The organism is Streptomyces sp. NPDC001153 (assembly GCF_053598315.1).
In genome coordinates this window covers 309,780-321,778 of sequence record NZ_JBSFJZ010000004.1, presented here as the reverse complement: position 1 = coordinate 321,778, position 11,999 = coordinate 309,780, and the positions used below count along the sequence as shown (strand labels likewise).

The window sequence follows — 11,999 nt, the reverse complement described above, 5'->3', positions numbered from 1 at the left end:
GTACTGCAGGGGGGACCCTGTGGGAGAGTAGGACACCGCCGAACAATTCTTGGGAAAGGCCCACGCCGGAAGGCGTGGGCCTTTCTGCATTTCAGGACCTGCAGTACCCCGAAGGGCGGCAGAGCCACGGCGGATCAAAGCCGGCCCGCCGCCTTCAGAGCCAGGTACGCATCCGCCAGCGCCGGCGCGAGATCCTCCGGCGTCGCGTCCACAACCGTCACACCATGCCGTCGTAGCTGTTCAGCGGTGCGCTGACGCTCGCTCTGTGCCTGAGCCGCCGCTGCTGCCTCGTACACCGCCTCCGCGCTGCCCCGGGACTCTGCCATCCGGGCGATGTGCGGGTCGGCCACTGAGGCGACCAGAAGGGTGTGCCGTTGAGTGAGCTGCGGAAGCACGGGGAGCAGACCCTGCTCCACGGGTGCCGCGTCGAGCGTCGTGAGCAGCACGATCAGGGATCGGCGAGGTGCCGTACGCAGAGCTGCCGCGGTGAGGCCCCGGGAGTCGGTCTCGACGAGTTCCGGTTCCAGCGGGGCCATGGCGTTCACCAGGCCCGGCAGTACGTCTCCTGCCGACCGGCCTTGAACCAGGGCCCGTACCCGGCGGTCGTACGCCAGGAGCGCCACGCGGTCGCCGGCTCGGGAGGCCAGGGCCGCCAGGAGGAGTGCCGCGTCCATGGAGGCGTCGAGGCGTGGTGCGTCGCCCACGCGGCCGGCCGAGGTGCGGCCGGTGTCCAGGACGAGCAGGATGTGCCGGTCGCGTTCGGGGCGCCAGGTGCGGACGGCGACGGCGGACTGGCGGGCGGTGGCTCGCCAGTCGATCGAGCGGGTGTCGTCTCCGGGAACGTACTCGCGCAGGCTGTCGAACTCCGTTCCCTCGCCGCGGGTCAGCACGCTGGTCCTGCCGTCCAGTTCACGCAATCGGGCGAGTTTCGACGGGAGATGCTTCCGGCTGGTGAACGGGGGAAGAACTCGTACGGACCAGGGCAGCTTGTGGGTGCCTTGGCGGGGCAACAGGCCGAGGGGGCCGTAGGAGCGGATCGTCACGCGGTCGGCCTGGCGGTCGCCGCGGCGGGTGGGACGCAGCCGGGTTGTCACGCGTCTGCGTTCGCCCGGGGGGACGGCCAGACGGTGGCGGGAGGCCTCGATCTCGGTGCCCGGCAGCCAGCTGCTGGGCGGCCATGCGTCCCGCAGCTGTGCCCGAAGGGGGCGACGGGACGGGTTGGTGATCGTGAGCGTGACGTCGGCGGCCTCCCCGAGACGGGTGGAGGTGTCGCCGGACCGGGACAGGACGAGCCGTCGTACGGGTGCGGCGAGCGCGTAGTCGCAGGCGCAGGCGAGGGCCAGGGGGCCGTTGACCGCGAGGATGCCGGTCCAGCCGGGTTCCAGGATGCCGACGGGGATCGAGCCGAGGGCCGCGAGGAGGGCGGCGCGTCCGGTGAGTGCCATCAGCGGGGGACCGGGACGTGCGCGAGGATGGCGTTGATGACGGAGTCCGCCGTCACGCCTTCCATCTCCGCCTCGGGGCGCAGCTGGACCCGGTGGCGCAGGGTGGGCAGGGCGAGTGCCTTGACGTCGTCGGGGATGACGTAGTCGCGGCCCGTCAGCCAGGCCCAGGCGCGTGAGGTGGCCAGGAGAGCGGTGGCGCCGCGCGGGGAGACGCCGAGGGTGAGGGAGGGCGACTCCCGGGTGGCGCGGCAGAGGTCCACGACGTACGCGGTGATCTCGGGGGACACGGTCGTCTTCGCGACGGCGGCGCGGGCGGCTTCCAGGTCGGTGGGTCCGGCGACGGGGCGTACGCCGGCGGCGCGCAGGTCTCGTGGGTTGAAGCCCGAGGCGTGGCGGGTCAGGACGTCGATCTCGTCCTGGCGGGAGGGCAGAGGGATCGTCAGTTTGAGGAGGAATCGGTCCAGTTGGGCCTCGGGGAGGGGGTAGGTGCCCTGGTATTCGACGGGGTTCTGCGTCGCGGCGACCAGGAACGGCTCGGGGAGCGGGCGGGGTGTGCCGTCGACCGTGACCTGGCGTTCCTCCATGGCTTCCAGGAGGGAGGACTGGGTCTTGGGCGGGGTGCGGTTGATCTCGTCCGCGAGGAGGAGGTTGGTGAAGACGGGGCCGGGCTGGAAGGAGAACTCGGCGCTGCGGGTGTCGTAGACGAGGGAGCCGGTGATGTCGCTCGGCATCAGGTCGGGGGTGAACTGGACGCGCTTGGTGTCGAGTTCGAGTGCGGATGCCAGGGCGCGGACGAGCAAGGTCTTGGCGACTCCGGGGACTCCTTCGAGGAGAACGTGTCCGCGGCAGAGGAGGGCGACGACTAGGCCGGTCACGGCGGGGTCCTGGCCGACCACGGCTTTGGCGATCTCGGCGCGCAGGGCTTCCAGGGAGGCTCGGGCGGTGCCCGCGTCCCCGGTGGTCCCGGCGTTGTCAGTGGTCGGGTCCATCATGAACGGCGTACCTCTCCTTCGAGGGCGTCGAGTTGGTCGGTCAGTGCGATGAGGGCCGCGTCGTCGCCGGGCCGCGGTCCGAAGAGGAGCGAGTGCAGGGCCTGTTGGTCACCGGTGAGGTGTGCGGACAGGGCAGGGAGCAGGGTCTCGGGCGTGTGCGCCTGGGTGACGGGGATGCCGACCAGGGGGGCGAGGCGGATGCGGGTGGCGGAGCGAAGAGCGGCGGCCGCGCGGTCGCGAGCGTCGGCTTTGCGGTAGAGGCGGGCGCGGCCTTCGGCGGTCTCCGAGGCGCGGATCGCGACGGGGAGTTTTTCGGGCACGAGGGGGCCGAAGCGGCGTGCCCGCCAGAAGGCGGCGAGGCCCGCTGCGATGAAGAGCTGCAGGGTGCCCCAGAGCCAGCCCGAGGGGAGCAGGTCGAGGAAGTTCTTCCGGCCGCCGGTGCCGGTGGCCGAGGCGTCGGAGAGCGAGGGGAGGTACCAGACCAGATGGGGGCGCGAGCCGAGGAGTTGGAGGGCGAGCGAGGCGTTGCCCTGCTTGTCGAGGCGGTCGTTGTAGAGGATGTCGGGCGCGCCGAGCACGACGGTGTCGCCGCCCCCGGATGCCTCGGGGATGCGCAGCAGGGTGGCAAGGCGCTGGCTGGGGTAGCAGCGGTCGGCGTCGAGGCGGGTCGTGGTGTAGCGGATGCCGCCGGTGTCGGCGCTGCCCGCGCGCCGGGCCTCGGGCAGCGTGCAGCCGGGGGCGAGCGTGGTGGCGCTGCTGGTGGCGGGGTCTGCGGTGACTCCGGGCGCGAGTCGTTCCACGGAGGGGCTGCCGGCCGCGACGAGGACGGTGCGCCCGCCGGAGGTGGCGGTGTCCCTGCGCAGCTGGTCCTGTTGACGGCTCGTCAGCAGGTCGGGTACGGCGACCAGGAGCGTGGTGTCCGCTCCGGCGGCGTTGCGTGCGACGCCGAGCGTGGTGACCACACGCGTGGAGACGCCATGGCCGGCGAGGAGTTGGGCGACGGCACGGCTGCCGTAGGGGTCGGCGGATCGCGGGTCCAGTTCGCCGTGCCGGACTGTGGAGCGTACGGCCGCCATGGCGACGGCCGCCACCAGGATGAGCGCGGCGGCGAGCGCGATGCCTCGTGCGCGGGTCCACACCTGGCGGACGGTGGGCGCGGTGGAGGTGGCCGGCAGCGTGGCCTCTGCGGTCACTCGGCGGCCCCCTGGTGGGTGGTGTGGGCCGTGCTGGTGGTGCTGTGGGCGAGGGTGGGCCTGGTGCGTTCGAGGTCGTGGTCGAGTTCGGCGATGCGGTGGTACGACTGCTCGGTCGCCCTGCGTCCGCCGTATGTCACGTCGTCGAACTCGCGGGCCGCGGCCCGCAGTCGGTCGGTGTGTGCGGGCAGGGTCCGGCCGGCCTCGGCGGCCGCTTCGTCGGCGGTGCGGCCCGGGCGGACGTCGAGCAGGGTGCGCTCCTCCAGGGAGCGGACCATGGCCCGCATGCGCTCCTGCACGGCCTGGTTCCAGTGGCCCTGGGCCGCGTGTGCCTCGGCGGCCGCGCGGTGTTCGGCGGCGCTGCGGGGGCGGTCGTCGAACAGGGCGGCGGCGGTGGAGGAGGGTTGCCTGCGCGGGGTGCCCAGGCGCCACCACAGGGCGGCCAGGACTGCGACGACGAACAGGACCACGACGACCAGGCCGATCGTGCCGCCGGGTGTCGACGAGGCGGCCGAGCTGAACAACCGGTCGAGCCAGTCCCAGAACGCGTTCAGTGCGCGCTGGAACAGCCCGGGATCGTTCTCGTGGTACATCCGCTTGGACAGCTCGCGGCGAGCCGCCTCCCGCGCGGGATCGCGCGGGGTGGTCACGGGCGGCCCGTCTCCCGAGCCGCCCGCTGCGCGGACGGCCGTGTCCGCCGCGCGCAGCAGGCCTTGTACGACCGTGCCGCCGGCGCCGGACGATGCCGGCGCCGTGAGCAGTCCCCCCGTGAGACTCACCGCATCAGCTCCCCGGGACGGGGCCGGGCCCGCCGGTGCTCTGGACACCGGCGGCGCGGGCCAGTTCGAGGTCGAGGGCCTCGCGGCGGATGCGCTGGTCGATGTAGAGGAGCACGGTGACGCCCGCGCTGATCGGCAGGGTGAGCGTGGTGCCGATCAGGGCGCCGATGCCGCGGATGATCAGGGCGGTCCAGCCGATGTGTCCGCCGCTGGTGCCGAGCACGTCGCCTGTGCTGTCGCCGCTGACGGCGGCCCCGATGAGGGTGAAGGGGATGGAGATGACCGACGCGACGATGACCGTGATGAGCAGGGTGAGCAGCACGATGCCGAAGGTGCGCCACCAGGAGCCGCGGACGAGCTTCGCGGAGCGCTTCAGGGACTTCACGATGCCCTGCCGCTCCAGCATCAGGGCGGGCGCGGCCAGGTAGAAGCGGATCCCCAGCCATACCGCGACGACGGTGGCCGCGAGGAAGCCGAGGGCGAGCAGGCCGGCTCCGTCGCCGATGTTCCCGGCGAGCAGGACGAGGATGCCGGGCAGTCCGCCGGCGAGCACGACTCCGGCGAAGATCAGGCCCAGCAGCATCAGCAGTCCGAAGAGTTTCAGGATCTGCGGTCGGGATTCGCGCCAGGCCTCGCCGGCGGTGACCGACCTGCCGAGGACGGCCCGGCTGGTGATGGTCGTGAGCAGGGCGGTCAGAAGGATGATGGCGACCGTGCGGATCACCGAGACGATGCCGGTGCCGATCATGGTTTCGCGCAGGGTGTGGAGCACTTCGCCGGGGCTGGCGTTGTTCGGGTCGTTGACCGTCGGCTGGACGGTGGCGTCGTTGAGCACGAAACCCTGCAGCAGGACCATGCTGGTGTTCAGGAGAAGGGACACCGCCAGCGAGATGCCGAGGACCGTGCGCCAGTGGGTGCGCATGGTGGAGACGGCGCCGTCGAGGATCTCGCCGACGCCGAGGGGGCGCAGCGGGATGACGCCGGGCTTGGCCGCGGGCGGGGGGCCGCCCCAGCCGCCGCCCCAGGCTCCGTGACCGCCGGGGGTGCCGTAACCGCCGTAACCGCCGTAGCCGCCGGGAGGGCCGCCGTACCCGCCTCCGTGGCTGCCGGGGCCGGCGGGCGGTTGTCCGGTCCAGCCCGGGCCGGGCGGCGGGGGCGGCGGGGTCTGGTGGGGGCTGGGGGCACCGGTGGGGGCGGACCACTGGCCGGGGGGCGGCTGCTCCTTGGACCACTTCACGCCTGGGCCCTGCGTGTCGGCATCCGGCTGCGGTGCTGGTGCGGTGTCGCCGGGACGGTCGGCAGGCTCGGCGGGACCGGACGCGCCGGGTTCCCGCCCCTCGTTCGACGGGGCGGTTCCGGGCGAGGCCCAGCCCGGAGTGTCTGTCATCGAAGCTCCTTCTCGGTGCCCGTCCGCGGTCGCGGCGGCAGGTTGGCAGCCATCGTGCCATGGGGTGGTCATGAAGGGACCGGCCGCGGTAGGCGCTGGATGCCTTCAATGGTCCGCCGGATTCGGGGCAGACTGACGGCATGGCTGATCAGCAGGCGCGAACCGACGGGGACAAGCGGTCGACCGAGATACCTGCGATCCGATGGGAGGAACCACCCGAAGGCCCTGTGCTGGTGCTTCTCGATCAGACGCGGCTGCCGGTCGAGGAGGTCGAGCTGGTGTGCACGGACGCGTCGGCGCTGGTGGAGGCGATCCGTTCGCTCGCCGTGCGCGGGGCGCCGCTGCTCGGGATCGCAGGGGCGTACGGTGTCGCGCTCGCCGCCGCGCGTGGCTTCGACGTGGCCGAGGCGGCGTGGGCCCTCGAGGGTGCCCGGCCCACCGCGGTGAACCTGTCCGTCGGCGTGCGCCGGGCCCAGGCCGCGTATCAGGCCGCGCTGGCGCGGAGCGGCGATGCCACCGAGGCGGCCACGGCGGCGCTGGCCGCGGCGCGGGCGCTGCACCGGGAGGACGCCGAGGCCAGTTCCCGGATGGCGGCTCACGGACTCGCGCTGCTGGACGAGCTGGTGTCCGGCGGCGGGTACCGGATCCTCACCCACTGCAACAGCGGTTCGCTGGTGTCGGGTGGTGAGGGCACGGCCTTCGCGGTGGCCCTCAAGGCGCACCGCGAGGGGCGGCTGCGGCGGCTGTGGGTGGACGAAACACGGCCGTTGCTGCAGGGCGCTCGCCTCACTGCGTACGAAGCGGCCCGTACCGGCATGGCGTACACCTTGCTCACCGACAACGCGGCGGGTTCGCTGCTCGCGGCCGGTGAGGTGGACGCGGTGCTGATCGGGGCGGACAGGATCGCGGCCGACGGCTCGGTGGCGAACAAGGTGGGGAGCTATCCGCTGGCTGTGCTGGCGCGGTACCACCATGTGCCGTTCATCGTGGTGGCGCCGGTGACGACGGTCGATCCGGACACTGCTGACGGGGCGTCCATCGAGGTCGAGCAGCGCCCCGGCTTCGAGGTGACCGAGATCGCCGCGCCTCAGGTGCCGGTGACGGGAGCGGGAGGCGGTGTTCCGGTGGCGCCCCTGGGGACCCAGGCGTACAACCCGGCGTTCGACGTGACGCCGCCCGAGCTGGTGACGGCCGTCGTCACCGAGGAGGGAGTGGTCTCACCCGTGACGGCCGAGGCGCTTGCGGAGCTGTGCGCCGGGTCGCGCCGGGCGGCGATCAGCTGATGGGCTGATGCCGGCTCGACCGCACCCCGCGAAGAGTGACCCTGTGCCCTCCCTTTGGCCCGCTTCATGGCCGGGCTCGGCGGACGGGGGCAGACAGTGACGGCCTCGTACGACTATCGTCACCGGCCAGTGACCTCGCTCACCAGCGCCTCTGTCACTGTTACGAGAATGGGATGATGTCGTTTATGAAGGGACGAGTCCTTGTCGTCGACGACGACACCGCACTGGCCGAGATGCTCGGCATCGTGCTGCGTGGTGAAGGTTTTGAGCCGTCTTTCGTAGCCGACGGCGACAAGGCGCTGGCCGCTTTCCGGGAGACCAAGCCCGATCTGGTCCTGCTCGACCTGATGCTGCCCGGACGGGACGGCATCGAGGTGTGCCGGCTGATCCGGGCCGAGTCCGGGGTGCCGATCGTGATGCTCACGGCCAAGAGCGACACCGTCGACGTGGTCGTGGGCCTGGAGTCGGGCGCCGACGACTACATCGTCAAGCCGTTCAAGCCGAAGGAGCTGGTCGCCCGGATCAGGGCGCGGCTGCGGAGGTCGGAGGAGCCGGCGCCGGAGCAGCTGACCATCGGTGACCTGGTCATCGATGTGGCCGGGCACTCGGTGAAGCGGGACGGGCAGTCGATCGCGCTGACCCCGCTGGAGTTCGACCTGCTGGTCGCGCTCGCCCGCAAGCCGTGGCAGGTCTTCACCCGCGAGGTGCTCCTCGAGCAGGTGTGGGGCTACCGGCACGCGGCCGACACGCGGCTTGTCAACGTGCACGTCCAGCGGCTGCGTTCCAAGGTCGAGAAGGACCCGGAGCGGCCCGAGATCGTGGTGACCGTCCGTGGTGTCGGTTACAAGGCCGGGCCGAGCTGACATGTCCGGGGACAGCGCCGCTTCGGCTCCCGGCCGGTCCGGAGCCCGTCCGGGGCGGCCTGTCGGCCGGACGCCGGGTGCCCGGTTGAGGACTCTTTTCGAGGGCGGGCTGCTCGAGGGCGGGGTCCACGGCAGCCCGGTCATCAGGCTGTTCCTGCGCTGGGTGCGTCGTCCGCTGCTGCCGGTGATGCGGTTGTGGCGACGCAACATCCAGCTACGGGTCGTCGCCACGACGCTGGTGATGTCCCTGGGCGTCGTCCTGCTGCTGGGCTTCGTCGTGATCGGGCAGGTGCGCAACGGCCTGCTGGACGCGAAGGTCAGGGCCTCGCAGAGCCAGGCCACGGGCGGCTTCGCGGTGGCCAAGCAGAAGGCCGACGAGGCGGCCGGCGGCGCCGGTACCGGTGCGCCCGCCGGGAGCGGCACCGCCGACGGCACCGCGACCGCGGACGGCCGGCAGCCGCAGAACGTCATCCAGTGGATGAGCGACCTCGTGGAGTCGCTGTCCAGCGGCGGTGCGGGCGCCTTCGACGTGGTCACGCTGCCCGTCGGCGACGACAGCGGCGGCGGCCGCAGCCCGCGCGGTTCCGGGAACGTCAACCCGACCTCCAGCATCCCCGACGACCTGCGCGAACGGGTCAACAGCGGTACGACGGCCGCTCAGAGCTACGCCCGGATCGTCTACGCCAACGGCAAGGAGTCGCAGCCGGCGCTGGTCATCGGCAAGCAGCTCAACGACCCGAACGGGCGGCCGTACGAGCTGTACTACCTCTTCCCGCTGACCCAGGAGGAGAAGTCCCTCAGCCTGGTCAAGGGCACGCTCGCGACCGCCGGGCTGTTCGTCGTCGTCCTGCTCGGCGCGATCGCCTGGCTGGTGGTGCGCCAGGTGGTCACGCCGGTGCGGATGGCGGCCGGGATCGCGGAGCGGCTGTCCGCCGGGCGGCTGCAGGAGCGGATGAAGGTCACCGGTGAGGACGACATCGCCCGTCTGGGCGAGGCCTTCAACAAGATGGCGCAGAACCTCCAGGTGAAGATCCAGCAGCTGGAGGACCTGTCGCGGATGCAGCGCCGGTTCGTGTCGGACGTCTCGCACGAGCTGCGCACCCCGCTGACGACCGTCCGTATGGCCGCCGACGTCATCCATGAGGCGCGTGAGGACTTCGACCCGGTGACCGCGCGCTCGGCCGAGCTGCTCGCCGACCAGCTGGACCGGTTCGAGTCGCTGCTCGCGGACCTGCTGGAGATCAGCCGTTTCGACGCGGGAGCGGCGGCGCTGGAGGCCGAGCCGATAGACCTCAGGGAGGTCGTCCGGCGTGTGGTCAGCGGTGCCGAGCCGCTCGCCGAGCGCAAGGGCTCCCACATACGCGTGGTCGGCGACCAGCAGCCCGTCGTGGCCGAGGCCGACGCCCGGCGTGTCGAGCGGGTGCTGCGCAACCTCGTCGTCAACGCCGTCGAGCACGGCGAGGGCAAGGACGTCATCGTCAAGCTCGCCGCGGCGGGTGGCGCGGTCGCCGTCGCGGTGCGCGACTACGGCGTGGGACTCAAGCCGGGCGAGGCGACGCGGGTCTTCAGCCGCTTCTGGCGGGCGGACCCGGCACGCGCGCGTACCACCGGCGGTACGGGCCTCGGGCTGTCGATCGCCCTGGAGGACGCGCGGCTGCACGGCGGCTGGCTGCAGGCCTGGGGCGAGCCGGGCGGTGGCTCCCAGTTCCGGCTGACGCTGCCCAGGACCGCCGACGAGCCGCTGCGGGGCTCGCCGATACCGCTGGAGCCCAAGGACTCGCGCCGCAATCGCGGCCTCGACGAGGCCGGTCTGCCCGGCGGAGGCGAGGAGAAGCGGGCGACCGTTCCGGTGCAGCCCAGCGGCGCCCAGGCGTCCGCGCTGCCGCCGCGCGCCCCGATCGCACCGCGGCTGGCCGCTGCCGCGCCCGCCGCCGACCCGGCCGCACTGCCCGGCAACGGCAACGGCGCGCGCGTGGTGCCCCGGCCCACCGCTGGCGCACGGCGCGCGGAAGACGGGCCCACCACCCGTCCGGCACCCGGCGCGGGCGCGGCCCGGCCGGACACGGCAGACACGCAGGACTCGACCGAGCCAGGGGAGGCATTTCGTGGGCGCTGACCGCAGGGGGGGCGCCCGGCCCCGGCCGGGACGCGCGGTGGCGTACGCAGCCCTGGGGGCCGTACTGCTGGCCGGGTGTGCCTCGATGCCGGACAGCGGGGATCTGCGGAACGTGGAGTCCACGCCGCGGCAGGACACCGGGGTCCGGGTGTTCGCCATGCCGCCGGCCGAGGGTGCCGGGCCCGCCGAGATCATGCAGGGCTTCCTGGAGGCGCTGACCAGCGACGACCCGGCGTACGACACGGCCCGCAAGTACCTGACGTCCGATGCGGCGCGGGTCTGGCGGCCGGAGCAGTCGACCACGGTCCTCGCCAACGGGCCGAGCATCGAGCCGGACTGCCGGGCGGGCAGCGGGCGCGAGACGGCCAACAGCGTCACCTGTGTCCTCGCGGGCAGCATGGTGGCGACGGTGGACTCCCAGCAGGCGTACGAGCCGGCCGGCGGCTCATACCAGAAGAAGGTGCACCTCACCCGGGACCCCAAGAACGGGCAGTGGCGCATCGACGCGCTGCCCGACGGTGTCGTCATGGGCAAGTCGGACTTCCAGCGCAACTACACGTCCGTCGACAAGTACTACTTCGCCTCCGACACGACGGTCGGGTCCACGGGGGAGCCGGTGGCGGTCGCCGATCCGGTGTTCGTACGCAGCAAGGTGGACCCGATGACGCAGATCGTCCGCTCGCTGCTGACCGGTCCCACGCGCTGGCTCGGGCCGGTCGTCAGGTCCAGCTTCCCGACCGGTACGGCCCTGCAGAAGGACGTGTCGGGGCTGGCGCCGGACGACCAGAACAAGCTGACCGTGCCGCTGAACCTCAAGGTGTCCCAGGTCGCGGCGACCAAGTGCACCGAGATGGCGACGCAGCTGCTGTTCACGCTGCGGAACCTGGCGCCGACGCTGGAGTCCGTCGAGCTGCAGGGCGTCGGCGGCCACCGGCTGTGCGACCTGAGCGAGGAGCGCGCCGAGGCCATCGCGTGGCACGGATCGGCCAAGAGCCCCGAGAACCTGTACTACCTCGACGGCAAGCACCGGCTGGTCCGGATGCCGACCGGGAGCAGCACCACCAGCGCCGTACCGGTGCCGGGTCCGCTGGGCGAGGGCGGCAAGGCCCTGGAGTCGGTGGCGGTGTCGCGGGACGAGCACAGCGCGGCCGGTGTCGGTGACCAGGGCAGGTCGTTGTACGTGACGTCGCTGGCGTCCGGCGGCTCGCTGGGGCAGGCACTGGTGACCAGCCAGGGCGCGACCCCGGACGGGCGGCTGACGACACCGAGCTGGGACGCCCGCGGCGACCTGTGGGTGGCCGACCGGGACCAGCGCCGTCCGCGCTTGTACGTCCTGCAGCAGGACGCCGCCAAACCGGAGGAGGTCGCGGTCCCGGACCTGCCCGGGCGGATCACGGACGCGCGGGTCGCCGCCGACGGGGCGCGGATCGCGCTCGTCGTGGAGAAGAAGGACGGTACGCAGTCCCTGCTGATCGGCCGGGTCCAGCGCGACGACGGCACCGGGCAGGGCACGTCGGTGGTCGAACTGCGGTCGGCCGCGCCCGACTTGGAACAGGTCAGCGCCTTGTCGTGGGCCGGGGACAGCAGGCTGCTCGTGGCCGGCCGGGAGCAGGGCGGCGTGCTGCAGATGCGATACGTCCAGGTCGACGGCTCGACGCTCGACGGTCCGGCGCCGGGTGCGCTCACGGGCGTGAAGTCGATCGCCGCGTCCGAGGACGAGCGGGTGCCCCTGGTGGCCTACTCGCAGGACGACGGGATCGTACGGCTGCCGTCCGGGGCGCAGTGGCAGAAGGTGGACAAGGACGGGACGGCGCCGATCTATCCGGGCTGAGCGTCGCCCGCACGTCTTCCCCCGGGTGGTCGCATACCGCCCGTCTACCGCCCGTCACCCGTGTGGGTGACGGGCGGTCTGCGTTCCGCCGGGTTGTCCACAGGGCGTTT

The 11,999-nt window shown here is 72.5% G+C and carries 9 protein-coding genes; 4 read left to right on the top strand and 5 right to left on the bottom strand.

Translation table 11 applies throughout. The features are described from left to right. Nucleotides 1-134: 134 nt before the first annotated feature. Genes ACWDEN_RS06700 through ACWDEN_RS06680 form a run of 5 tightly spaced genes read right to left on the bottom strand, consistent with a single transcriptional unit; the run spans nt 135 to nt 5,796 of the window. Nucleotides 135-1,445: a DUF58 domain-containing protein gene (locus ACWDEN_RS06700; RefSeq protein ID WP_450857637.1), complete on the bottom strand. Its 1,311-nt coding sequence runs from the start codon at nt 1,443-1,445 to the stop codon at nt 135-137. Further along, nucleotides 1,445-2,434, bottom strand: a complete 990-nt coding sequence (locus ACWDEN_RS06695; protein ID WP_351622840.1) for an AAA family ATPase — start codon at nt 2,432-2,434, stop codon at nt 1,445-1,447. The genes ACWDEN_RS06700 and ACWDEN_RS06695 overlap by 1 nt, the downstream gene beginning before the upstream one ends. Beyond that, nucleotides 2,434-3,630, bottom strand: coding sequence for a DUF4350 domain-containing protein (locus ACWDEN_RS06690; RefSeq protein ID WP_351622833.1), 1,197 nt, complete (start codon nt 3,628-3,630; stop codon nt 2,434-2,436). The genes ACWDEN_RS06695 and ACWDEN_RS06690 overlap by 1 nt, the downstream gene beginning before the upstream one ends. After that, nucleotides 3,627-4,409: a DUF4129 domain-containing protein gene (locus tag ACWDEN_RS06685; RefSeq protein ID WP_450857635.1), complete on the bottom strand. Its 783-nt coding sequence runs from the start codon at nt 4,407-4,409 to the stop codon at nt 3,627-3,629. Before ACWDEN_RS06685 ends, ACWDEN_RS06690 begins: the two co-directional genes overlap by 4 nt. A gap of 4 nt (nt 4,410-4,413) precedes the next feature. Further along, the gene (locus ACWDEN_RS06680; RefSeq protein WP_351622831.1) at nt 4,414-5,796 is read right to left on the bottom strand and encodes a glycerophosphoryl diester phosphodiesterase membrane domain-containing protein; all 1,383 of its coding nucleotides are present in this window, start codon (nt 5,794-5,796) and stop codon (nt 4,414-4,416) included. Nucleotides 5,797-5,936: 140 nt separating this feature from the next. On the opposite strand from ACWDEN_RS06680, the gene mtnA reads away from it, so the two are divergent. The 4 genes from mtnA (at nt 5,937) to ACWDEN_RS06660 (ending at nt 11,889) form a co-directional block, all read left to right on the top strand. Then, on the top strand, nt 5,937-7,079 hold the full coding sequence (mtnA, locus tag ACWDEN_RS06675; RefSeq protein WP_351622828.1) for an S-methyl-5-thioribose-1-phosphate isomerase: 1,143 nt from the start codon (nt 5,937-5,939) through the stop codon (nt 7,077-7,079). Between the two features lie 173 nt (nt 7,080-7,252). Then, nucleotides 7,253-7,942, top strand: coding sequence for a two-component system response regulator MtrA (gene mtrA / locus ACWDEN_RS06670; RefSeq protein ID WP_191870552.1), 690 nt, complete (start codon nt 7,253-7,255; stop codon nt 7,940-7,942). Nucleotide 7,943: 1 nt separating this feature from the next. Beyond that, nucleotides 7,944-10,058, top strand: a complete 2,115-nt coding sequence (gene mtrB, locus ACWDEN_RS06665; protein WP_450857632.1) for an MtrAB system histidine kinase MtrB — start codon at nt 7,944-7,946, stop codon at nt 10,056-10,058. After that, on the top strand, nt 10,048-11,889 hold the full coding sequence (locus tag ACWDEN_RS06660; protein ID WP_450857630.1) for an LpqB family beta-propeller domain-containing protein: 1,842 nt from the start codon (nt 10,048-10,050) through the stop codon (nt 11,887-11,889). The genes mtrB and ACWDEN_RS06660 overlap by 11 nt, the downstream gene beginning before the upstream one ends. Nucleotides 11,890-11,999 lie beyond the last annotated feature (110 nt).

Bases quoted from the DNA above. Each gene is read 5' to 3' on its own strand.
- ACWDEN_RS06700 (WP_450857637.1), bottom strand. From the start codon at position 1,445: ATGGCACTCACCGGACGCGCCGCCCTCCTCGCGGCCCTCGGCTCGATC.
- ACWDEN_RS06695 (WP_351622840.1), bottom strand. From the start codon at position 2,434: ATGGACCCGACCACTGACAACGCCGGGACCACCGGGGACGCGGGCACC.
- ACWDEN_RS06680 (WP_351622831.1), bottom strand. From the start codon at position 5,796: ATGACAGACACTCCGGGCTGGGCCTCGCCCGGAACCGCCCCGTCGAAC.
- mtnA (WP_351622828.1), top strand. From the start codon at position 5,937: ATGGCTGATCAGCAGGCGCGAACCGACGGGGACAAGCGGTCGACCGAG.
- mtrA (WP_191870552.1), top strand. From the start codon at position 7,253: ATGATGTCGTTTATGAAGGGACGAGTCCTTGTCGTCGACGACGACACC.
- mtrB (WP_450857632.1), top strand. From the start codon at position 7,944: ATGTCCGGGGACAGCGCCGCTTCGGCTCCCGGCCGGTCCGGAGCCCGT.